The sequence below is a fragment of the Microcoleus sp. Z1_A1 genome, from assembly GCF_036700305.1.
Taxonomy (GTDB): Bacteria; Cyanobacteriota; Cyanobacteriia; order Cyanobacteriales; family Microcoleaceae; genus Microcoleus.
The window spans coordinates 94,258-115,873 of record NZ_JAUBOR010000007.1 but is presented as its reverse complement, the minus strand read 5'-3'; the positions used below and the strand labels follow the sequence as shown (position 1 = coordinate 115,873).

General features: G+C 43.7%; 24 protein-coding genes and 1 tRNA gene. 12 read left to right on the top strand and 13 right to left on the bottom strand.

Annotated elements, in window-relative coordinates; genetic code table 11:
- Window positions 1-65 precede the first annotated feature (65 nt).
- The 3 genes from QT973_RS06725 to QT973_RS06715 all read left to right on the top strand — a co-directional run bounded on the left by QT973_RS06725 (window position 66) and on the right by QT973_RS06715 (window position 2,881).
- A complete protein-coding gene (locus tag QT973_RS06725; RefSeq protein WP_015175311.1) occupies window positions 66-512 on the top strand; it encodes an SRPBCC family protein in 447 nt (148 codons plus the stop codon).
- 106 nt (window positions 513-618) lie between these two features.
- Entirely contained in the window at window positions 619-2,721 is a 2,103-nt protein-coding gene (locus tag QT973_RS06720; protein ID WP_333390978.1) for a serine/threonine-protein kinase, read from the top strand.
- A gap of 86 nt (window positions 2,722-2,807) precedes the next feature.
- Window positions 2,808-2,881: transfer RNA gene (locus QT973_RS06715), tRNA-Val, on the top strand.
- A 220-nt stretch (window positions 2,882-3,101) separates the two neighbouring features.
- On the opposite strand, the gene QT973_RS06710 is transcribed toward QT973_RS06715, so the two are convergent.
- The 6 genes from QT973_RS06710 to QT973_RS06685 form a co-directional block, all read right to left on the bottom strand.
- Window positions 3,102-5,570 carry a restriction endonuclease gene (locus tag QT973_RS06710; protein ID WP_333259389.1) on the bottom strand — a complete coding sequence of 823 codons (2,469 nt, stop codon included), beginning with the start codon at window positions 5,568-5,570 and terminating at the stop codon, window positions 3,102-3,104.
- Window positions 5,571-5,663: 93 nt separating this feature from the next.
- Window positions 5,664-5,891 carry a DUF2283 domain-containing protein gene (locus tag QT973_RS06705; protein ID WP_333259386.1) on the bottom strand — a complete coding sequence of 76 codons (228 nt, stop codon included), beginning with the start codon at window positions 5,889-5,891 and terminating at the stop codon, window positions 5,664-5,666.
- On the bottom strand, window positions 5,884-6,231 hold the full coding sequence (locus QT973_RS06700; protein ID WP_333259383.1) for a hypothetical protein: 348 nt from the start codon (window positions 6,229-6,231) through the stop codon (window positions 5,884-5,886). Before QT973_RS06700 ends, QT973_RS06705 begins: the two co-directional genes overlap by 8 nt.
- Window positions 6,232-6,286: 55 nt before the next feature.
- Window positions 6,287-6,511 carry a hypothetical protein gene (locus tag QT973_RS06695; RefSeq protein WP_333259380.1) on the bottom strand — a complete coding sequence of 75 codons (225 nt, stop codon included), beginning with the start codon at window positions 6,509-6,511 and terminating at the stop codon, window positions 6,287-6,289.
- 358 nt (window positions 6,512-6,869) lie between these two features.
- Complete coding sequence (locus QT973_RS06690; RefSeq protein ID WP_333055576.1) at window positions 6,870-7,031, bottom strand: hypothetical protein; 162 nt, start codon at window positions 7,029-7,031, stop codon at window positions 6,870-6,872.
- 7 nt (window positions 7,032-7,038) lie between these two features.
- Complete coding sequence (locus QT973_RS06685; RefSeq protein ID WP_333208029.1) at window positions 7,039-8,037, bottom strand: hypothetical protein; 999 nt, start codon at window positions 8,035-8,037, stop codon at window positions 7,039-7,041.
- 246 nt (window positions 8,038-8,283) lie between these two features.
- Here QT973_RS06685 and QT973_RS06680 point away from each other — a divergent pair, with 246 nt between their 5' ends.
- From QT973_RS06680 to QT973_RS06665, 4 genes are all read left to right on the top strand, one after another.
- Window positions 8,284-8,556, top strand: coding sequence for a helix-turn-helix transcriptional regulator (locus tag QT973_RS06680; protein ID WP_333038831.1), 273 nt, complete (start codon window positions 8,284-8,286; stop codon window positions 8,554-8,556).
- 414 nt (window positions 8,557-8,970) lie between these two features.
- On the top strand, window positions 8,971-10,287 hold the full coding sequence (locus QT973_RS06675) for a transposase (RefSeq protein ID WP_333208030.1): 1,317 nt from the start codon (window positions 8,971-8,973) through the stop codon (window positions 10,285-10,287).
- A 130-nt stretch (window positions 10,288-10,417) separates the two neighbouring features.
- Entirely contained in the window at window positions 10,418-10,699 is a 282-nt protein-coding gene (locus QT973_RS06670; protein WP_333055574.1) for a helix-turn-helix transcriptional regulator, read from the top strand.
- Window positions 10,700-10,933: 234 nt separating this feature from the next.
- A complete protein-coding gene (locus tag QT973_RS06665; RefSeq protein WP_333038826.1) occupies window positions 10,934-11,203 on the top strand; it encodes a helix-turn-helix transcriptional regulator in 270 nt (89 codons plus the stop codon).
- A 123-nt stretch (window positions 11,204-11,326) separates the two neighbouring features.
- Here the strand turns inward: QT973_RS06665 and QT973_RS06660 are convergent, their stop codons facing one another.
- From QT973_RS06660 to QT973_RS06650, 3 genes are all read right to left on the bottom strand, one after another.
- A complete protein-coding gene (locus QT973_RS06660) occupies window positions 11,327-11,566 on the bottom strand; it encodes a hypothetical protein (protein WP_333208032.1) in 240 nt (79 codons plus the stop codon).
- Between the two features lie 71 nt (window positions 11,567-11,637).
- Complete coding sequence (arfB, locus tag QT973_RS06655) at window positions 11,638-12,051, bottom strand: alternative ribosome rescue aminoacyl-tRNA hydrolase ArfB (RefSeq protein ID WP_333055572.1); 414 nt, start codon at window positions 12,049-12,051, stop codon at window positions 11,638-11,640.
- A gap of 3 nt (window positions 12,052-12,054) precedes the next feature.
- A complete protein-coding gene (locus tag QT973_RS06650; RefSeq protein WP_333208036.1) occupies window positions 12,055-12,525 on the bottom strand; it encodes a restriction endonuclease in 471 nt (156 codons plus the stop codon).
- Between the two features lie 77 nt (window positions 12,526-12,602).
- On the opposite strand from QT973_RS06650, the gene QT973_RS06645 reads away from it, so the two are divergent.
- Together QT973_RS06645 and QT973_RS06640 are read left to right on the top strand one after the other, a co-directional pair.
- The gene (locus tag QT973_RS06645) at window positions 12,603-12,800 is read left to right on the top strand and encodes a hypothetical protein (RefSeq protein ID WP_333055570.1); all 198 of its coding nucleotides are present in this window, start codon (window positions 12,603-12,605) and stop codon (window positions 12,798-12,800) included.
- Window positions 12,784-13,014: a hypothetical protein gene (locus tag QT973_RS06640; RefSeq protein ID WP_333055569.1), complete on the top strand. Its 231-nt coding sequence runs from the start codon at window positions 12,784-12,786 to the stop codon at window positions 13,012-13,014. The genes QT973_RS06645 and QT973_RS06640 overlap by 17 nt, the downstream gene beginning before the upstream one ends.
- Before the next feature lie 103 nt (window positions 13,015-13,117).
- Here the strand turns inward: QT973_RS06640 and gnd are convergent, their stop codons facing one another.
- Entirely contained in the window at window positions 13,118-14,572 is a 1,455-nt protein-coding gene (gene gnd / locus QT973_RS06635) for a decarboxylating NADP(+)-dependent phosphogluconate dehydrogenase (protein ID WP_333055568.1), read from the bottom strand.
- Window positions 14,573-14,865: 293 nt separating this feature from the next.
- Here gnd and QT973_RS06630 point away from each other — a divergent pair, with 293 nt between their 5' ends.
- Entirely contained in the window at window positions 14,866-15,288 is a 423-nt protein-coding gene (locus QT973_RS06630) for a hypothetical protein (RefSeq protein ID WP_333055567.1), read from the top strand.
- Between the two features lie 213 nt (window positions 15,289-15,501).
- Here the strand turns inward: QT973_RS06630 and QT973_RS06625 are convergent, their stop codons facing one another.
- The 3 genes from QT973_RS06625 to QT973_RS06615 all read right to left on the bottom strand — a co-directional run bounded on the left by QT973_RS06625 (window position 15,502) and on the right by QT973_RS06615 (window position 19,636).
- The gene (locus QT973_RS06625) at window positions 15,502-16,098 is read right to left on the bottom strand and encodes a Uma2 family endonuclease (RefSeq protein WP_333055566.1); all 597 of its coding nucleotides are present in this window, start codon (window positions 16,096-16,098) and stop codon (window positions 15,502-15,504) included.
- Between the two features lie 475 nt (window positions 16,099-16,573).
- Window positions 16,574-18,502: an ABC transporter ATP-binding protein gene (locus tag QT973_RS06620; RefSeq protein ID WP_333390974.1), complete on the bottom strand. Its 1,929-nt coding sequence runs from the start codon at window positions 18,500-18,502 to the stop codon at window positions 16,574-16,576.
- A 363-nt stretch (window positions 18,503-18,865) separates the two neighbouring features.
- Window positions 18,866-19,636, bottom strand: a complete 771-nt coding sequence (locus QT973_RS06615) for a phospholipase D-like domain-containing protein (protein ID WP_333115283.1) — start codon at window positions 19,634-19,636, stop codon at window positions 18,866-18,868.
- A 186-nt stretch (window positions 19,637-19,822) separates the two neighbouring features.
- On the opposite strand from QT973_RS06615, the gene QT973_RS06610 reads away from it, so the two are divergent.
- On the top strand, window positions 19,823-20,170 hold the full coding sequence (locus QT973_RS06610; protein ID WP_333115285.1) for a helix-turn-helix transcriptional regulator: 348 nt from the start codon (window positions 19,823-19,825) through the stop codon (window positions 20,168-20,170).
- A complete protein-coding gene (locus tag QT973_RS06605) occupies window positions 20,170-21,225 on the top strand; it encodes a PIN domain-containing protein (protein ID WP_333390971.1) in 1,056 nt (351 codons plus the stop codon). Before QT973_RS06610 ends, QT973_RS06605 begins: the two co-directional genes overlap by 1 nt.
- The last annotated feature ends 391 nt before the right edge of the window (window positions 21,226-21,616 follow it).

Here is a 21,616-nt window from a genome sequence, read left to right as displayed (position 1 = left end):
CTGGTAACAAGAAAAAAAGAAACAATTCTTCAATCTAAAATCTAAAATCTAAAATCTAAAATCCCATGACTGATTGGTTAGAACACAGTGTCCAAGTAGAAGTGGCAATTCCCATCGAATTAGCGTGGCAACTCTGGTCAGATTTAGAGCAAATGCCGCGCTGGATGAAGTGGATAGAATCTGTTCATGTTCTCGAAGAAGATCCAGAGTTGTCTCGCTGGAAACTCGCAACTGGCGGGTTAGAATTTAGCTGGCTTTCTCGGATTCTCAAATTAGTGCCGAATCAGATAATTCAGTGGGAATCGGTAGACGGCTTACCAAATCGAGGTGCCGTAAGATTTTACGATCGCAAAGACAGCAGTATCGTCAAGCTGACAGTGGCTTACGGAATTCCCGGCTGGCTGGGAAAATTGATGGATAACCTATTTCTGGGCCGCGTGGTTGAATCGACAATTCAGGCTGACTTGGAAAGGTTTAAAGAGTATGCTCTGAAAGTAAAAGCCACATCTTAAATTCTGACGACTCAAGTCCTTTGGTTTTTAATTGTAACGCGAGAGTCGATCGCGCTTGGGCGTCAGTATCATAGAGATGTGCTGCTGATTCCTTCTCGGTTTAGTTATGAGTTATTGCCTAAACCCCGCCTGTCAAAACCCGCAAAATGCCGATCGTACCCAATTCTGCCTGAATTGCGGCTCCAAACTGTTGCTCAGAGAGCGTTACCGCGCCATCAAACCCCTTGGGCGCGGCGGTTTTGGCCGCACTTTTTTAGCAATAGACCAAGACAAACCCTCAAAACCGCGCTGTGCAATTAAACAGTTTTTTCCCCTATCCCAAGGTACCAGCAGCAGCGAGAAAGCAGCAGAATTATTCAACCGAGAAGCGGTGCGGCTAGACGAATTGGGGAAACACCCGCAAATTCCCGAACTGCTGGCGCACTTTCAGCAGGAACGCTATCAGTATTTGGTACAGGAATTTATAGAAGGTCAGAATTTACAGGAAGAGTTGGCGCGGAGTGGGCCTTTCAGCGAAAGTCAGATTCTTAGTCTGCTGAAGGATTTATTGCCAGTATTGCAGTTCGTGCACGATCGCAGTGTAATTCACCGAGATATTAAACCCCCCAATATTATCCGCCGCCGCCTTTCTCAAACTCCCACCATTTATACTTACCCAACATTAACCGGGGAATTAGTTTTAGTTGATTTTGGCGCTGCAAAACTTGTGGAGGGTTTGAGAGAAACCGGTACAGTCATCGGTTCTCCCGAATTCGTCGCGCCGGAACAAATTAGAGGTCAAGCGGTTTATGCCAGTGATTTGTATAGTTTGGGAGTAACTTGCATTTATTTGCTGACTCAAATATCTCCTTTTGATTTGTTCGATATCAATCAAGATGCTTGGGTTTGGCGAGACTTTTTGAAGGTTCCAATTGATCCGAAATTAAGTCGCATCCTCGACAAAATGATCGAATCGAGTCTCAGTCGGCGCTACAAATCTGTAGCTGAGGTATTGAAAGATTTGCAGCCGCAGCAGTCGGCGGGGGCGGGCACGGGGGCGGGCACGGGGGCGGGCACGGGGGCACCGCCCCTACCAGCGCCTAAAATTTCCGTGCCGCAGAGGACGCCTGTGGTGCAGAATGCAGTGCCGCCAACGGTTGCAGGCACCATTTTACCTGTGCCGCCGATGCAGCGGGTTGTGCCCGCACGCGCGCCTACTTGGAGGTGTGTTCATACTCTGGTAGGGCATTCTAATGCTGTTACGTCGGTAGCTTTCAGTCCTGATGGCGCGACTTTAGCTAGCGGCAGTGAGGACAAGACGATTGAGATGTGGAAGTTGGAGACTGGTAGGCGGTGGTACACTCTTACGGGTCATTCTGACTGGGTGACTTGTGTGGCGTTTAGTCCTGATGGCGCGACTTTGGCTAGTGGCGGCCGGGACAAAATGATTCATATTTGGAATTTGAATAAGGGTAAGTGGTGGTACGCTTTGGCGGGTCATTCTGACAGGGTTTCTGCTGTGGCGTTTGGTCGGGATGGTCAGGTTTTGGCTAGCGGCAGTCGGGACAAAACTGTGCAGTTGTGGAATTTGAATAAGGGAAGGCGGATGTCGGCTTTGACTGGTCACGCTGGCGGGGTGGAGGCGGTGGCTTTTAGTCCTGGCGGGGAGTTTTTGGCTAGCGGCAGCCGGGACAAGACTGTGCAGTTGTGGGATTGGCAAAAGGGTCGATCGATTTGTACTTTAGCAGAGCACGGGGATTGGGTGCGGGCGATCGTTTTTGCGACCCCCCCCAGCCCCCCCTTGGTAAGGGGGGGAGTAGGAGAAGGATTGACTTCCTCTGTGTCCCCTGCCGGTCAGACCCCCCCCAGCCCCCCCTTGGTAAGGGGGGGAGATGCAGAAGGATCATCGATTTTGGCGACGGGGAGTCGGGATGGTACGGCGAAGCTGTGGCGGGTGGATGCACAGGGGCGAGGGACGCTGCTGCGGAGTATGAGGGACAATTCTGGGGATGTTTTGTGTGTGGCGTTGAGTCCCGATGGTAGGGTTTTGGCGACGGGGAGTCGGGATGGGACGATTTATTTGTGGGATGCGGGTACGGGGGGTTTGCTGGAAATTCTGACGGGCCACGGGGAGGAGGTTTTGTCGGTGGCGTTTAGTGCTGATGGGGGGAGTTTGGCTAGCGGTGCGGGCGATCGAACTGTGAAGATTTGGCGGGGGATGGGGCATTAGGGGCGATGTCAAGAGTGCCTGCTTAAAAAATTTCATATTTATGCTTGACAGGCGATCGTATGTTCTGCTACATTAGGAATTCGTGAGGACGCATAGCTCAGTTGGTTAGAGCACTACGTTGACATCGTAGGGGTCACTGGTTCGAGTCCAGTTGTGTCCATGAATTTCCATCATTTATAAATCAAGGGTTTTAGGTTGGCCGTCCTACCGAGAGTCTGGTCTTTCGCTAGACAATTAACGGCGTTGCTTAATCAGGGTATGAAAAAAATCACTTGAAAATCCCGAAGCGTTGTGAATACTGGTTTCTATGATGTGCATATTTAGCCTTTCATACCGTAAATCAGCAACGCCACGTAAGTTATCCCACAAATAAAATTGTCCTAATCATCATGGCGACTGCGATAGCTACTGGTATCCAACAAGGAGAGTTGTCCCTCAACTACAGTGGATTTAGGTTGTGAAGCATAAGGAGGCTCACAATTTTCAGGTTTCCCTTTTTGTTTCCCCTGCTTTGGATTATTTGGTCTGACTATTTGCCTATTTCTTTCCTCCAGCAAACCAGCAAAATGAAACCATGACAACATTCGACTGGCATAATCCGATGCCGTTGTTGAGTTCAAATTATATTGCTCAGACAACAATTTTTGAAATTGAGCAAGCCATATCCATTCACCTGGTTTCAGTTGTTCATAAATTTTTTTTATTATGACATGATTCTGGATTTGTTCAGCTAATATTTCAGCTATTTCCTCATCTTGTAACTTTAGAAATTTCTCTAATACTATTATTTTGCCTCTTTCGTCCTTTCTTACTTCAAAAAACTTTTGCAAATCCAGAATAGCATTCTCAACTACGCCCTCGCTATAGCCTAATACCCTTACTAAGTCTGATATTGTTTGATATTGATTAAGCCGTCTAAAGATTTTCCAGGCCGTTGAAATTTTCGTTCGGGGTCTATAGCTTATTATCATTTCAGGTAGCTTACCATCCAACAAATATTCACGAAATATATCCCAGTAGATTTTATAGTTTTCCCCAGTTTCAATAACTAGCTTGCTTTTTAAGAGGCTACTAATTACATCTTTATTAAACTCGCGGCGTACATCCATCTTAGAAACTGGAGAAAATTTAGCTATATACTTTAAACACTTATCATCTCCAGTGATAATAGCTCCCTGAATATCTTTATTAAAGCTTGTTTCGATATCAGACTTGGTTATCACCTTGTTCGGGTCTGGATCAAGTTTAGATTGATCAATATCTTGATTATAAAGTTCACCGCACTCTCTTTTTAAGTACCAAGGTTGATTGAACCAAGGTTGACTAGAAAGATTGTCACGCAACGAAGTGGCTTTTGTAATTATTTCTAATTCTTTATCTTTCTTAGTTGTTACATATTCCTGAAATCCCTCTAATAATTCTAATGATTCTGACTCAGAAAATTCAGCCAACTTAATATTTTTTAGTCGCTCTTGTAGCTTTTCCCATGTAGAAGATGCTGGATGTTCTGGGGGTAAATGAACATCGGTTCTCCAGCAAAAGCCTAAAACTATATTCTTTTTTAAACAATCAATCTTATAAGCTGCTTCCTTAAACAAACCGTAAAGAGATGAAAGTGCATATCTCGTCAAAATTTCTTCAAATTGATCGAAAAAGATTACAATCACCTTACCACTATTTTCAAGGTTTTCTATTAATAATCGAATTGATTCACTATCAAAAGGTGATTCAGGATTTAGAGATACTAGGTAATTAGGAATCTCAACAAATTTACTATCAATAGCACCTTCTAATGCTTTTGTAATAGCGGCACTTACAAATAAATCTACATTTGTTTGGTTGACGCTCGTAACATCTATATGATATATGTAAACATTTCTCTTATCTTCATTTTCTGATTTACTACCGCATTCTGATGCTAACTTAAGAACTAAAGATGATTTGCCTAACCCTGTATTTCCCGAAAAAGAAACAACTCTTAAGTCTGTGCTGTTATCCCTTACTTTTTTGACAAACTCCCAAAACTTATGTTGATGTGTCTTACGTCCAAAAAAATCTTCAGGGCGGGATGGACGATGGTAATCATCAAAACTATCAGCCTGATTAATGTTCGATATTGTTACTCTTTTTTCCGAAATCGACTGGTTTATTAATTTATTTTTAGGCTCAATTACTGTTGGATTGAAAACAGTAACTTCAAGATTTTTCCACTCTTTATCACTAGCAAAATATTCTTTCCATTCTTCTGAACTCAAACATCTGTTACTCTTTTGAGTTGGGAAAATAATAGCACAATTTGGACTATGACTATTTCCTATTTCTTCTGCGACCCAAAAGAAATTTTTTTCATGCGTTACTAATAATGTAATAGTTTCACAACGACCACTTATTTTACCCATATCAGGCGGTTTAATATTATATAAACCCATAAATACTTCAGCAAGTTCATTTGAACTCCAACTCACTAAACTAAATGGTTTATTTTGTTGCTGTTTATATTCAAGAACAACCGGTTTTGCGTTTTTGTTAAGATCAGAATTTGAGAGTAAGTAGGCAAAGTCAACCTTTTTGTAAAGAGCTTGACCCATTAACTTGAATATAGTAGGAGCATCTATAAGCTCTTGCTGAAATTTACATTCAATTAATCCTATTTCATCAGTATCTAAGTGTTTGACATAGATATCAGTTTGCATTCCTTCAAATTCTATATCTTGAGTTACTTTCCATCGTTGTTTACGAAATAAATCTGCTGACACAGTTTCCCAAAAAGTACCTCTTTGTTTATTTGTCCATTGAGATTCATCTGGTATCACTATTTTAAATCTTATGGTCGGCTCATTTACAGTCATTTTTTAGTTGTCCCTATAAATTACTTTTTACTAAATTTGGTTGAACAACTCATAATAATTAGAATTATATCAGCCTTCTCATTAACGAATTGGCTACTTATTTCCGCTGAATGTTAATAATCTAGCTTGCACAGATTCTAAAATTGAATCTCGAATAAAAGCACTAGCATTAATAATTTCAATCCCAATTAATTCCCCGGCTTCATTGAGTTCTACCGTAATATTAGGGCTGATTTCCACACTTCCGACTTCCCGTTCATCAGAAATCGTTAAATGAAGAATATCCTCTTTTTCAAAATACGCCATTTTTGGATTATTCATAAATTACCAATCTCCCACTTGTTAAACGAAACTTTATTTGTTGACGAGTAGTTGTATGCACAGTGATCGGAGTAATAGAATCTTCATTTATTTCATAAGGTATCATAACCAATTCCTGATTATGTTTACCCACAACAATTTGAGTTCCCGTTACTGTGTCATCATACCTTTCTCCCGAAAATCTAATAATATTTTCCAAGATACTTAAGTCAAACCCCCTTAACTCGGCTCTATATTGCATATAGTCAGTCCAGATAATTTTAACCATATGTCTAAATATAATTACATAACCGTTTTTTTCCCCCATTGTATCCACGCTTGAGCCATTTGGGACATCCAACCACGCTGTTCGGTTTTACCGGATGTTCACCACTAATAGCCCTCAACGCCCAAAACTAACGATCGGGTTTTTGTTCAAGATCGCGCAAAATCAACGGTGCAACAGGCTGTCCCATGCCAATAATTCTCTGGTAAGCTGGGTGCATTGACTTCTGTGCAACCAATGACAGCATCCTTGTCTCGGTACGCCATTCTTCTGCGAGGCTATTAAACTCCGCTTCCAGTTCCACCTTACTTTTAATCGAGTATTTATAAGCAGTGGTGTAGTCAGGTAGTTTCATGTCAAGGCGTAGCTACTCCATCAATCTATATTACCTTACTTACGATCGCCCATTCGCACCCAGCCCCTGACTCAGTGCAACTGACAGCCCTGACTTGCTACAATCCAGCTAAAAAAAGGGATTGCTGCGACAACTCCCGCCACCATAGAGAAATAACACGATTACCGAAGCGTTAAAAGATAAAACAACGAACACTTACGAATTTAGAAGCATTACTCGATCGCCTAAATCTTGGACTCAGACACCAAGCCTAACTGATGTCGATCGCCCCCTGCATCCCCAAATGATATGAAATCAGATCGATCGCCCACCAGCCCCTTCCGGGACACGGCTGTGATGCCGTGTCCTTACCCGTAACTTATCGGCGACAGCCTTCGGCGATCGCCCTTAACACCGCTAGCCGCACTTCTGGATGAAATTTCTCAAGCCCGTTAGCCCGAAAAATCCAGTGTCCGCCGCCCGCGTGCTCGATCGCAATTTTCTGACCGTCAGGCAAAACTATTTGCCACCAATTCAACACACTGGCTTTAATAAGGTGGCACTGAATTTCGTTCAGTTGAGCCTCCATTAATTTCAGTTGACGCATGATAGGATTTTGGGCAGATGACTTCATGATTTTTCTCATTAAATGAATTCGACTGTTTCTCGGCTTTGATTTCAGTTTGCCGATTTTTGAACTTAACTTCACCTTCCGAAGTTTTCGCCTTAACTTCCCTTTCCGAAGTTTTCGCCTTCACTTCCGTTTTACCACCTTTAGGCTCAACTTTGACTCCAAAACCTTTAGACTTAACTTTTCCTGGGGCAGAAGTTGAAGTCGGTTCCGTGGCAGGCTTCTTAAACTCCGCGTCTAATTGGTCTAAAATCTCCTCTTGTTCGGGAGTATGTTCCGCTGGCTGGTCTGAATTTCTGGGATTGTATTCGCCAACCAACCTTGCCAAAAATTCCGAAATTGACAGTCCGGCTGCGGCTGCTTTTTTCGTTAAAATGGCGTAGGTGTCGGTTTTAATCCGAATTTGTTTGAGCCGGAGGTTGGGATTGTTGTCAACGGTTTCAGCAATAGTTACTGCCGTAATCCTTTCTTTGGGTATGACATCGACAACTTCTTGCCACTTTTCCTGTAAACGACAGTCGCCGTATTGGTCGGTAATTGCGTGTTTGAACAAAGGGACAACTTGAGCAACGCAGCTAGGCAAAATCTCAAATCCGGCTTTAATTAAGCGCAGGCAAATGCTCGCAGCTTTGATAATTTGCGTGCAGTAAAAATACTGCCTGCCTAATGCTTGTTCGCAGTAACTTTTAAAAGTTTTGAATTTGTCTTTGTACAATCGCAGCTTTCGGATGGCGTCCAGCATGATTCCTTGACGCACGTAGTCTAGGAATCCCCTTTTAATTTCGCCTGTGAGGTAATCTAAATCGTGAAAGGGAGATTGATTCTGGATTTCTTCTTCAAAGTCTAGCAGCGGGCCTGCAAAGTGAAAGTTGGAGGCGACATCGCCTAGGTAGAAGTTGTCAATTGATGTGGACATGATCTGGAATGGTTCGAGAAAGGGCACGATAGCACGGAAGTTGTGCGATCGCAAAGTTGAAGTTTTGGTCTGGATCTTTGATACAATTTTGAGTTGGGCTGTCTTGTGAGGTCGATCGACCTTTTACATGGCACCACCTCAAGGCGGTTATTCAAAACTGTAGGTTTTGGCTGTTCGCCCTGACCGGCCAGCTTTTGTTCTGTCACTTGTATCTCATTATGAGATGTCGATTTAACTTTGTCAAGTATGACATCTCAATTTGAGATTTATGTTACAATGTCATCAAGAAAAGAACGAAGACAGGAGGGCAATTCACCATTGGAAGCCCTAAGAATCAACAAAACAGACTTATCACAAGATGAGTTTGCTTTTAGATGCGGGATTCCCCGGGCCACGTATCATAGATGGATATCTGGAGCCACAGAACCAAAATTTTCTCTCTTTCAGTTGAAAGCTATTTGCCGAGAACTAAAAATAGAAAAAATCGATGAACTTCCAGAGAGCTTTGGGCCGAATTAGCAATTAAATTAAACCAACAGTTAAAAAATTATTACTGCTGATACAATTTTGAGTTGGGCTGTCCTGTGAGGTCGATCGACCTTTTACATGGCATCACCTCCTCGGCGTTGAGAAAAAAGGGGCTTGAGGTATGCGCCCAACCCCCGAAAATACGCTTGGCTATGCAGGCATAATTGATAGACACGAAAAATAAGGCGGTTCTTCAACTAAACCAAAAGGAGTCCCGCGCTCTACCTGTACCTAGGTGAGCGTCGGGAGGAATTTGCGTGAGCCAGGAGAGCCGTCCCGAACCAAACCGATGACTTTATGTGTCGGAAAGTTCGGGGCGGTCGATGAGCGAACAAATAATTTTTGCTACACCACTTGCTTTTTCCATGTTCACGAGATAGAATTTTCTCAGACTTCGTGAAAGTAATGCCTCAAATAATCACCGCCAAGCTAAAACTCAACCTGAATGCCGAGCACAAAGGTTTGGTGTCTCAGACTACCTTGGCTTATCGCGATGCCTTGAATCATACTTCGCGAGTTGCTTTTGATGCGAACAAAACCAGCAATGGCGCTAAGTTGCAAAAGGCTGTTTACAACGAATTGCGTGTTCGATTTGGGCTGGGCGCTCAGATGGCTTGCAATGTACCCAGACAAGTGTCGGCAACCTACAAAACACTCTGGACTAAGGTAAAACAATCTAACGATGCTATTGCCAAAGGATACACCAAGAAAAGGTACAAAGGACTAGACCAGCCCCCTAAGTATATTTCTCGAACCTGTACCTTGAATTATCAGCGCGACTACTCGTTCAAATCCGAGCAGAGGGTGAGTATTATTACCCTAGCTGGTAGAATAGTAGTTTCGTATGATGGCTACAACAAGCATCTGGATTTGATTGCCAAGGGTTCCAAGTTTGGAGCAGCTAAAATTGTCTATCAGCGTTCCTCTAAGGTTTACTATTTGATGGTAAGTATTGAGGTAGAAACCCCTGAACTCGACCCACTGAAAATAACTAGAGTTTCTGGCGTTGACGTGGGGATGCGCTACTTAGCCGTAGAAACAGACTTACAAAACAAGTCGAATTTCTACTCAGGTTCCGACGCTAGACATAAAGCCAACCGCTATCATAAAGCTAGACAAACTCTTCAGCGTAAAGACACTCGTTCGGCAAAGCGCAGACTAATTGCTTTGTCGGGAAGAGAAAGACGGTTTATCGCTGACGTGAACCACCAAATTAGCAAGGATATTGCAAAACCTAATACTTTGATTGGACTGGAAAACCTAACCGGAGTTCGGGAGAGAATTAAGTCCAAGTCTGGTAAAAAGGCTAGCAAGAAACAGCGAAGAGCTAATCGAAATAAAGTTAAATGGTCGTTTGCCGAATTGCACGGCTATATTGACTACAAAGCTAATTTGAACGGCTCTTTAGCTACTAAAGTCCCAGCTCATTATACTTCGCAAAGCTGTCCAAAGTGCGGACACACATCAGCAGGCAATAGACCAAAAAAAGGGCTATTGTTTCGCTGTGAATGTTGCGGACACGAGCTTCATGCTGATTTGGTGGGTGCGCGAAATATTGCCATGAGAACGTTGCTTGTCCGGCAGGACTGGACGAGTACGGGGAGCTTGTCAGCATCCCCTAATGTGTCGGGCCGTGAAACTAAAGCTGAGATTCTGCAAAGATTCTCGGAATTGCGGTGGAGCTCAGATACAAGCCCACATCTCCGGCGGTACTCCGCTTGATGCTGGGTAGTTGACACCTGCATTTTGACCTTGGAGGCTCGTTGAGCGGCCTTTGTTTTGCCTACTAACATGAAGTTTACGTCTTATTCAAGCCTTTGTTAAGACGTAAACTTCATGAATATTTCGTCCCATGATAGAAGAAGATTTACAAGAAAAGGAGAAGTCTCCATTGAGACTACTCAGAGAACAAGCTGGACTAACACGCCCTCAAGTCAAAGAAAAAATCGGAATTTCCGAGCGAAGACAAGCTGACTGGGAATTAGGCAAGGCCCTACCTAATGCTGAAAACATACTTGCTATGGCTAACCTGTACCAGGTTTCTCTAAAAACTATGTTTGAGGTTTTAGGATTAGACGTAACCAAAATTCCCGATGACTTACCAAGTCGTGAGTCCTCACCGAACGATAACTAACCCGCAGGGGTTTGTCCATGTCTAGGGAAAGGGGCTTGAGTCATGCACCCAAGCCCGGAAAATACTAAGGGTATGCAGGCATAATGGGTAGAAACTACAAATAAGGCAGCTCGCTAAACCAAAGCGTTTCCACCGTCCGGCTAAAGGAGCCGCCTTTCTGTTGTCTCTATCTTAAACAACCTTAGTTGTATTTTAGCGATTTGTCAACAACTTTGGTTGTGAATTTTCTATGATATGCCCCGAAAGAAACAAACTCAAGAGTCGAAAGATATACCAGCACTGCAAATCTTGCGGGAGGCTGTTGGTTTATCACAATCCGCGTTAGCAAAACAAATTCCCGACAAGACTCGCACAAAAACCTTAACTCAGCAAGCCATTAGCAAATGGGAACGAGGACTAGACGAACCCGAACTGACCATTGCTCAAATGAAAGCTCTTTGCAAAGCTTTGGGAAAAACGCTTAACGATTTACCTAACGACTTAGGCCCACCAAATCCCGACTGACAACATTTGTTGCTTGGTTCTAATTAGACCAACCTAAAAAAGCAGATTAGATGCCCGACTTCTTCAAGAAGTCGGGCATCTAACAAGCAAGTTATAAAGAGGATATTAAAGTAGGATTTGGTATTACTTACGAAAAACAGAAGTGATAATCACCGTGATAGTGGCGCTTGCAATCAAAGTGAAAGCAAGTTGCACAACCCATTGGGTAGCTTTCTGGTAGTTATCGAATTTGTCATTGAATCTGTCGGTTTTGTCATTAGTTTTCTCAACATCAGTTGATAATTTCTCAACTTCAGCCGATAGCTTGTCTAGCTTTTCAATAACATCGGCTAGCGTCGGCTCGTTACTTGCAGTAGTTGTCATTGCCGTTTCCTAAAACTAACCATCATCACCTACAATTATATCCTAATTTTAATAGGAATTGAGATTATCAATCACTCCGTGACTTTCCCTCTCATAGCTTTAATCTGCCCTCGCTTGGTTTTGCTGTCGAGACGCTTGCGCTGGGAACTACGAGTCGCTTTGCTGGGTTTGCGCCTTTTCGGTATGACGATCGCACTTTTAATCAGTTCTTGCAGCCGTCTCAAAGCCTCTTCCCGGTTTTGTTCCTGGCTGCGGTGTTCCTGAGCTTTGATGACAATCACACCTTCGGAGGTGATGCGCTGGTCGTTGATTTGCAACAAACGCTCCTTGTAGCGATCGGGCAATGAGGAAGCTGGGATATCAAAGCGCAAGTGAATCGCACTCGCCACCTTATTGACATTTTGCCCCCCCGCGCCTTGAGAGCGAATCGCACTAATCTCGATTTCGCCATCAGGAATGAACACAGTATTAGAAATTTGTAACATGATTTATTGATAATTCTTAGCTGTGAGTATAAACTCAATTAGTTTTTTTCGATCCCATAACTCTACATCGTTAGATTGAGCAAGTTTGCAAGCGTTTTCTGTAAATCTGTTGTTAGTGATTACTCTACCTTTATTTCCTTTGTAATGTCTGACGGCTCCTGCTACTTCTTGAACTGCTTTAATCCCAACTGGATTTTTGCTTCTTTTGGCTTGAACCACGGTTTTTGAGCCATCTTTGTATAAAATTAAATCAGCCCCATAATCTTGACTATCTTGAGTTAAAGTAACACTATAACCCAAGTTCCTAAAATGGATATTGAGAAATATTTCAAACTCTTTACCAGTCATTTCATCCACTTCCAGAATACCACTATCTAATAAACGTTTTCTTTGATCTTCTTCTGTTAATTTATCAAATACCAATGCTGCAATATCACTGAAAACGGCTGCTGCTCTCACTATAAAAGGTTTCATAAAATTACATTTATTTTAAAGGAGTAGTTATAATTGTACCAGATTTGCTCAGTACAGGCTCAACTACACATCAACCTATGCCATCATCAGGAGTTCAATACTTAATTATCAATGCCCTGGAAACTCTCGACTTGCTCATCTGGAGAATATATGATGAAGAAAAGGGCTTTTGGTACATCGAAACCCCTAGTCGAGTTTTACCAAGGGCTGCTATACTACAAAGTGGCGAGATTATTCGTATAGACGAGCTGGAAGACTATGACGAAACCGCATGATATTAGAAGAGAACAAGACCGCAGATTGGGAGAATTAATGGCGATCGCACGTCAGCGATTCCTCGATGCAGGCGGCGATCCTCGACACCCGCCATCAGGTATAAAAGGCGATGATTACATGACAGACGCAGAAAGACAAGAAGCACTGACGATCGCCCGATCGCTCTTTAACGACGAATATATTAAAACCTATCTCAAAAACAAACGTCAATGAATTTTAGATTTTAGATTCTAGATTTGAGAGGCGAGCCCACGGATGAAGCGGTTCAAAATCCGAAATTAGTAAGGTGCGCCGAAACGCACCCTACAAAAATTAATTAGTCCGTAGTACCGGTTTGCAGCGACTCTTTAGCAGTCTGCGTCCACTCAGAGTGGAAGAATTCACCGCGCGGTTTGTCGGTGCGTTCGTAGGTGTGAGCCCCAAAATAATCACGCTGAGCTTGCGTGAGGTTTTGTGGCAATCTTTCGCGTCGGTAGCTATCAAAATAGTCCAGCGAGGCGCTAAATGCTGGCACTGCAATCCCCAGTTGGCAAGCAGTAGCTAACACGTCTCGCCAAGCCGATTGGCGATCGAGAATGCTCTGTTTGAACTCCGGCGCTAACAGCAAATTCGGCAACGTAGGATCGTCCTTGAAAGCTGTTTTAATCTTGTCCAAAAAGCCAGCCCGAATGATACAGCCACCCTTCCAAATTCGGGAAATTTCGCTCAAACTCAAGTCGTAATTGTAGGACTTCGATGCCGCGCTCAACAGCGCCATGCCTTGAGCGTAGGAGCAAATCTTCGAGCAGTAAAGCGCATCCCGGACTTTATTCACAAACTCTTTAGTATCGCCTTCGTACTTGCCGCTAGGCCCGGTTAGTTCTTGGGAAGCTTTGATGCGCTCGTCTTTGTAAGAAGACATGATTCTGGCATTCACAGCAGCGATAATTGTGGGAATGCTCACGCCCAATTCCAAAGCACTCATTACAGTCCAGCGGCCCGTACCTTTCTGACCGGCTGCGTCCATAATTACCTCAACTAAGGGTTGCTTAGTTTCCGGGTCAATGTACTTGAAAATATTAGCCGTAATTTCAATCAAAAACGAGTTGAGCTCGTCTGTGGTATTCCATTCGGCAAAAACTTCCTGCAACTGCTGGCCGTTCAATCCACCAACGTTTTTGAGCAAATCGTAGGCTTCAGCAATGAGCTGCATATCACCGTACTCAATGCCGTTGTGAACCATCTTCACGTAGTGGCCAGCGCCACCAGGGCCGATGAATGTGACGCAGGGGCCGTCATCTACTTGAGCGGCAATTTTGGTGAGAATTGGCTCTAGTAGGCCGTAAGCAGTGCGGGTGCCACCGGGCATCAAACTAGCACCATTCAGCGCGCCTTCTTCGCCGCCGCTGATTCCCATGCCGACAAATCCCAGTCCGATCGATTCTAAATCTTTGGTGCGGCGTTCGGTGTCGTCGTAGAGCGAGTTGCCGCCGTCAATAATCATGTCGCCCGGTGACAGCATGGGTTTGAGCTGGTCGATGACTGCATCTACGGGTTTCCCAGCTTGCACCATGACTAAGATTCTGCGCGGGGTTTCTAGGATATCGACGAATTCTGTCAGAGTCTTGGCGGCTACAATGTTCTTGCCGGGGGCGCGCTTGGCCATGAAGTCGTCGGTTTTGGCTGCGGTGCGGTTGTATACAGCCACGGAGAAGCCTCTGCTTTCGACGTTGAGCGCTAGGTTTTCGCCCATCACTGCTAGACCGATTAAACCAAAATTTTGCTTTGTCATGCTAATAACCCGCTGGTTGTTCCCGCTTGATGATAGGTTTGCGAGAGAGGAAAGCGAGGCGGGGTGTAGCGCTTTCCGGTGGACTAAAAGTATTGGACAATAGACCTAGGAGGTTTAGGTTTATTTTTATATTCTCAGAATTGCTGTTTGGTAAATCAGTAGGGTTTTTTTAAGATTTAAGGGATATTAATGACGCCGACAGGTGATGATAAGGCAGGTATTATGTCGATCGCGGTAACGGTAGATACAAACAAGCGGACATTTTGAGGAAAATTGAGGAGACTGTTGTAACTATGGAAGATTTGCAGTATCTCGCGGCCTGGGTGAAGGAGCAACACGCTCGCGAGTATATTTTGACTTGGCTGCTGAGTCAACAGGGGCTGTGGTGGTCTGATGGGGATATTTATCAGGCCGTTTTGCAAAAGTCGGGAAAGCTTTTGAAAGCTTATGTTCAAAAAAGGCAAGCGGGAGAGTTATTTGAGGGAATTTCTGAGAAGTTGGGAGGAGATGAGAATTGGGATGATTTGGCGGCGAGTTTGGCGCGAATTCTTGCGGTTTATCAAGAGGAATTATCGCATTTGCAAGAGCGCGATCGCAAGGGGGATGGGGTAAAAAAAAATTTGATTAGCCAACCGTTGACTGGAGATCCTTTGCCGCTTTTGGAGGTGCAGCAAGCTTTGCCCGATCCTTATGCGGATACGTTGACGGGGAGATAATTTGCGATCGACTTTTTGGAGGCACAAGAATCTCAGAAACCGGGTTTCTTCCTATATCTCTCGTACTCAACCAAAAATTGTCGCAGAAACCCGGTTTCTCGCCACGCAGTTAATCCCAAAAACCGGGTTTCTTCCTATATCTCTCGTACTCAACCAAAAATTGTCGCAGAAACCCGGTTTTTCGCAACTTGGGCGACAGTTCTCGATCTAGATTCAAGGATTGAGAATAGGTGTAATATCTAGAAGAAATCCGGGAAGTACATCTTCACCCGAAAGTGTAGGCGGTTGGTCAAAAGAGAAATTAATCACTTCTGCTACATCTTCAGACAAGCGATAGATTTCTACTAAAGGCGTTTGGGGGTCAATTAGCCAACCTAAGCGACAGCCGTTAGTTCGATAATACCGCATTTTAGCCCGCAATGTTTCTAGGGAATCACTTTGCGAACGCAATTCTATTACAAAGTCCGGGCACAGGGGAGGAAATTTGCGCTTATCTTCTGCGGATAATGCTTCCCAACGTTCTAGGAGTACCCAAGCAGCATCAGGGGAACGCTTCGCACCGTTGGGTAATTGAAAGATAGTGGAAGAGTCAAAGACTTTTCCCAATCGAGTCTGACGATTCCACAAACCGAGTCCCAGGTTGAGATCCGAATTTCTGATGCCGCTTTCGCCGCCTGTTGGAGGCATAATAATTAGTTCTCCTTCGGGGGTTTGTTCTAATCGCCACTCTTCATTAGCGATGGACAATTGATAAAATTGTTCGTCGGTTAAAGCGACGGATGCAGGTAGGTTGAGAGTTATAGTTTCCATCGTTGATATTATCGCCAACTAGCTTGGTTTTATTATAACTCGCACTTTCTGACAATTTTCTCAAAAAGATCGCACGCTCAGAAACCGGGTTTCTTTCGATATTTCTCGTGCGAGGCGGAAAATTGTCGCAGAAACCCGGTTTCTCGCCACGCAGCTAATCCCAGGAACCGGGTTTCTTCCGATATTTCTCGTACTCAACTGAAACTTGTCGCAGAAACTCGGTTTCTCGCCACCTAACGAGAGAAATTAGAGCGCAAATCCGCGATAATCGATCGCAATCACCCGCGCCAAATTCCCCACGCTAACCCACAAGTCCGCCGGGGGTTGAAAGCCCGCGTCTCATAGCAAAAGTCCTCTCAAAGAGGACTGAAAGACACATTTTTGAACAAGCATTGCAATATCTCCCCAGTCGGTTTCAACCGAGTTTCGCTCTCTCGACAGGGGTTTTAACCCCTGGCGGACTGTTTGTTTAACTCTAAATATAGCTGCTAGCTTGACGGGTGAACATTGAGCAGTAAATTCCGTTTGATGCTATCAATTCGTCGTGAGTTCCTATTTCTGCTATTTTACCGTTTTCCATGACGGCGATGCGATCGGCAATTTTTGCTAAGCCCAATCTGTGACTGATGACTATGGTTGTTTTCCCGGCGGCTATTTGGCGGAAGATGCTGTAAATTTCGTGTTCTGTCTTGGGGTCGAGGGCGGCGGTTGGTTCGTCAAAAATGAGCACTTCGGCTGTAGAAAGCCGCATTAAGGCGCGGGCGATCGCAATTCTTTGCCACTGTCCCCCCGATAAGTCTATGCCGTCTTCTAATTGTTTCCCCAACGGAGTCTCTAAACCTGCGGAAAGACTATTTACTTTGGCGCTAATTCCTGCTTCGGAAATAGCTTCATTAATTGCGGTGTCATCTGAGAGTGAAAGCAAGTCGCCGAAACCGACGTTTTCGCGAACTGTGGAGGGGAAACGGGCGTAATCTTGCATGACGACGGCGATGCGCGATCGCACGTATGCTAGAGAGTACGATCGCAAATCTTTGCCGTTCCAGTCGATCGTACCACTTGTCGGGTCGTACAGGCGACCGAGGAGTTTGCCAAGGGTGGTTTTACCCGCGCCATTTTCACCTACAAGCACTAGCATTTCACCCGGATTAATCGTTAAGTTGATATCCTCAACTGTGCTTTTATTGCTACCGGGATAGCAGAAAGATAAATGCTTCATCTCGATACCAATTTTATCTTTTGTGGGGGGGGAATCTTGCCCGCCTTCTGGTAAACTAGGCAGGCGAGATGCTACATCCCCAAGCGGAGACTGCAATTCTGGTTGGAGTTCCAAAAGTTGAAAAATCGGAGTAACACCGAGGGAAATATCGTACAAATTAGCATAATTGCCTATAAGTAACTGCAAACTTTGCTCCACCTGAACAATCAAACCCGAATACAGCGCCAAATCTCCCAAAGTATAGCGACCACCCAAAGCTCCCATTACCACATAAACAAAGGGCAAAGCTACTCCGATTCTACTAAACACTGACCACAAAAGTAAAACAATTGCTCCTTTTTTTCGGATTTGCTGCATCTCGCTAAAAAATTGCAAAAACTGATCCTGCCAGCGTTTGAACCAAAGTTCCTGCAACCCAAACAAACGCAATTCTTTAGCATATTCTTCGCCCGTCAAGACTCTAGCGGATAAGTTCATCTCGCGGCTGATTTTAGCTTGCTTTCTTTGAACTCTCCAGATGATTTTGCTATATTTTCTTTGGATGTAAATTGAGGGACAGGATGAAATCAACATCACCACTGGCACCCACCAAGCTATTGCAGCAGCAAGGCCTATCGATGGAATAAATATAAAAATTCCCGTGATGGTCATGCTGATGGTAAATGCTAGTTGCTGTATTTTGAATACTCCGGTTTTTGCGAGTTCTACTATATTTAATAGTTCCGGGTTTTCAAACAGGGCAATATCGTCGAAATTGGCGACTTTTTCGAGGACTTTTCCTTCGACAAAGCCTTGAACGCGATCGCGCAAAGATGTCGCTGCAAAAGAACTCATTGTGTCTAGGGCATCGCCGACTAACCTAAGACTTAAGACTCCGCCAATACTCCACAGCAATATTGGTCGGGAAAGCATCAAAGCAAGGGGCTGTGCTGTTTGGGTTTGCGACAGCAACCGAGATACTTCATCAATGATTAATTTATCTAAAAAAAGCACGACCGATGGGGCAGCACCGCTGATAATGTTGAGTATTATTAAATTGCGGAGTTCAATTGGTGCGGCTTTGATTATCATGCCCAAGCTGCGCCACAGAGCTTGGAATGTGGTAATTTGGATGGGTTGCATTATTTGTGGGTAGGTGTCTGGTCTACTCATCCCCGGACGGTATATTGTAACAGTAGTTGTCAAGTAATAGGGTTTCCTAACAATTAGGCTGCCAGGGATTTAAATCCCTGTCTCATAGCTAAAGTCCTCTAAAGAGGACTGTTGGTTAATATTTAGAAGTTGAGTTGGTTAGCTTCGTTTTAACGGGACTTAAACAAATTCAAACCCAAACAGAGCATCGAACTAGCTGTATAAGCGGAGAATACGTCCCAATTTTCGTTCAGCCATTTGACAAACCGAAAAGATATCGCTCTCCCAAACGCTTCGATCGCCAGAGAAAAGGTGTTTAAAGGTTTATTTACCCACCTACTTAATAATTTAAACTGTTTTTGACACAGGCATGAGGCCTGTGCCAAACAAAGAATACTAACGGCAAGCACTCTTATTTCAAGCAGCATTATCGTCAATCAGCTCATTACCAATAGCTATCGTGTCGCCATAATTGCTCAATTCTGCCCAACGGGGTGAGAATAGGCGATTATGTAGTTCAATCACCTTGTCAAGATCAGTTATAACCTCTACGTGATCGTATCCCCGATATGCTTTACGCCATCCAGTTAGAGTGAGATTAGCGCCACCTGTGAAAGCTACCAAACCATCAATCACCAGCAGTTTTTGATGAGGTAGTTGTTGCCAGTTTGAACTGCGAACAATCCTAATTTCTAAATTCGGCGCTTCGTTTTTGTAGTTTTCCAGTTCAGGCAAAAGCCAATTTTCTTGGTTGGAAGGTATAGATACAATGCCACGCACCTTAACCTTCTGTGCTGCGTACTTCAAATAGCCCAGAATCTCCTTGCAAGTGCCAAAAGTTGTGAAATGGACAAAATTTTGGGCTTGGTTCAGTCCTTCCAATAATCCATTGATAGGCGAATAATCTGGCTTGTATTGCCGTAAACGACTTGCGATAGATCCAAGTCGCTCAATATGTTTCACATTGTCATTCAACTCAATATAAAGACCCCGCTCTTTGAAATGGGAGCGAAATTTCTCTATTTGGGCGTGACCATGAACAACATATTGAACACCACAAATTTGACACTGAATCTGTTGCTTCTTATTTTGAGGGATGACCTTGTGCAGGCCGTAGCATTTCTGGCAGTGAGCCTTTGCTGGCTTAAAATCCTGCAAACTTGATATGTCAAAGCTGGGATTACCCATAATTGGCTCCATTACATAGGGTGGTTACTTGTCTTCCCTTAGCTCGACACGATTTTGTGAGGTCGTGCCTCTAGGAGCAGGGATACTCCTATTTTGCCCAAAAAAATTTAGGCTGTCAAGGGGTTTGCCCAAATTCTTTTAGGCAAATTTGTGCTATACTCTGATCAGCGTGGAGAAAAACGACTTATGGAACGTACAAAGCCAGTCCCAAGGCTCGCTCAACTCCGTGAGCAGGCAGGGTTGACCCAGTTAGAAGTGTCACAACTGCTTGGAGTAACGGAAAACACAGTCGCCAACTGGGAGAAAGGACGAAGTGGAATAGAATGGATAGAAAGGATTGTCAAGGTCTGCAAGCTGTTTGACTGTAGCGCGGAAGACTTGATCGAGTATGTCGTAGAGACTCAACCCGCAGAGCCTAATGCAAAACGGCCTACATTAGAAGATTTGCGAAGGATGTTAAATACCCACAAACCCGCCCAAACAGCTAATCCTGAAACGAAGGGGGAGTTTGAAAAGCAAGAGGTATATGAATAATGCAGATTCAAGTCGATCCAAGCCTCATATTGGAGGCTTTGCTAAATCGTAGTCAATTTGTAGAAGATGCGGAAAATTGCTGGCAGATTCTTAAACTTCCTCATGTTCAGGGGTACATAACTGAGAGCGGTTTAAATGGAATTCACTCTTATTTAAGGGACCTGAATGGTGAACCAATTGCTGATGAAGTTGTTTTAAACATTAAAAAACTTCATATAAAAGTCTGCCCTGTTAACCCCGGTATTCAAGAGAAAGCAAGGTCATTACCTATCAGGCATTTTGAATCGGCAATGGAGGTAGCTTGTGCAATTGAGATGAATGTAAGTGCAATTGTCACCCAGAATCCTCAAAAGTTTGAGGGTTCGGGTTTGTCAATTCTCTCAGTGAGTGATTTATCAAAACGTTCCCAGCTAGAAGAAATATTATTGAATCGCAGTTTTTACCAGCAGGAAAAACCCGTACAGTTGTGTCTATTTCCAACCTGGGAGGTTGAGAGCATGAGCTACAGAATCCGAAATCCCATTGGGACTGTATTAAAAATTTTTAAATTATTAACAAAAGAATACTTGCCAGGTATAACTCTTGAGGAATTAAGTATACAAACTGAGCATTCAAAAGAAACTACCAAAAGTATTATTTTGGATTTTCAAAATTTTAATATGGTATCTTTTGAAGGGGATAGAGTAGTAGTTGAACCATATTTGTCAAATTTATCAGATAAGGAATTCACTGAATATTTAGCGGAGCGATTAAAAAACCATGCAGTTACTAAAGAGATATATAGGAAACTAGAGCATCACAAAACTATGACAAGATGGGGAGTGCAGAAATTAATAGCTGATATATATCCGAGTAAAAAGCCTGTAAGCACTAAAACCTCACAGGACTATACCAGTAGAATGCTCACATGGTTTTTATATACAGGATTGCTGGAAAAGCGGGGTAAGGATGGATTTGTTAAACCTCTTGGTGAGGGTAAACAGAAGGGGAAATTAATAGAAGAAGCAGAATCAAAGCAACTAGAACTTTTTACAGAATCCTATTTCAATATCTAGATAGATTTGCCGAACTCGCGCCCCACCTTTTAACACCTACTGATGAGCAGTATGGTGATAAAAATGCGATCACCACTTCATAAACTTTTGGTAGAGAAGAGAAAAGCTCAGCCAAACCAATGGTTACCGAAATCCTATTTCCTCATAATTCTACTCTCGTGTTAGCGGGACTTAAACAAATTTCAATCCCAAATAAAGCCCAAACTAGCTTTGTAAGTCGAGAATACGTCCCAATTTTCGTTCAGCCATTTGACAAACCGAAAAGATAAGGTTACTGAGTTTGTCGAAGTATTGCTGTCTGGCCTGTTCCACAAAGAATGAATTTCTTGTGGGGTGGGCAGGAGAGCCCGCCCATAAAAACCTTATTGAGAATGGTGCAACATCTCAGAAA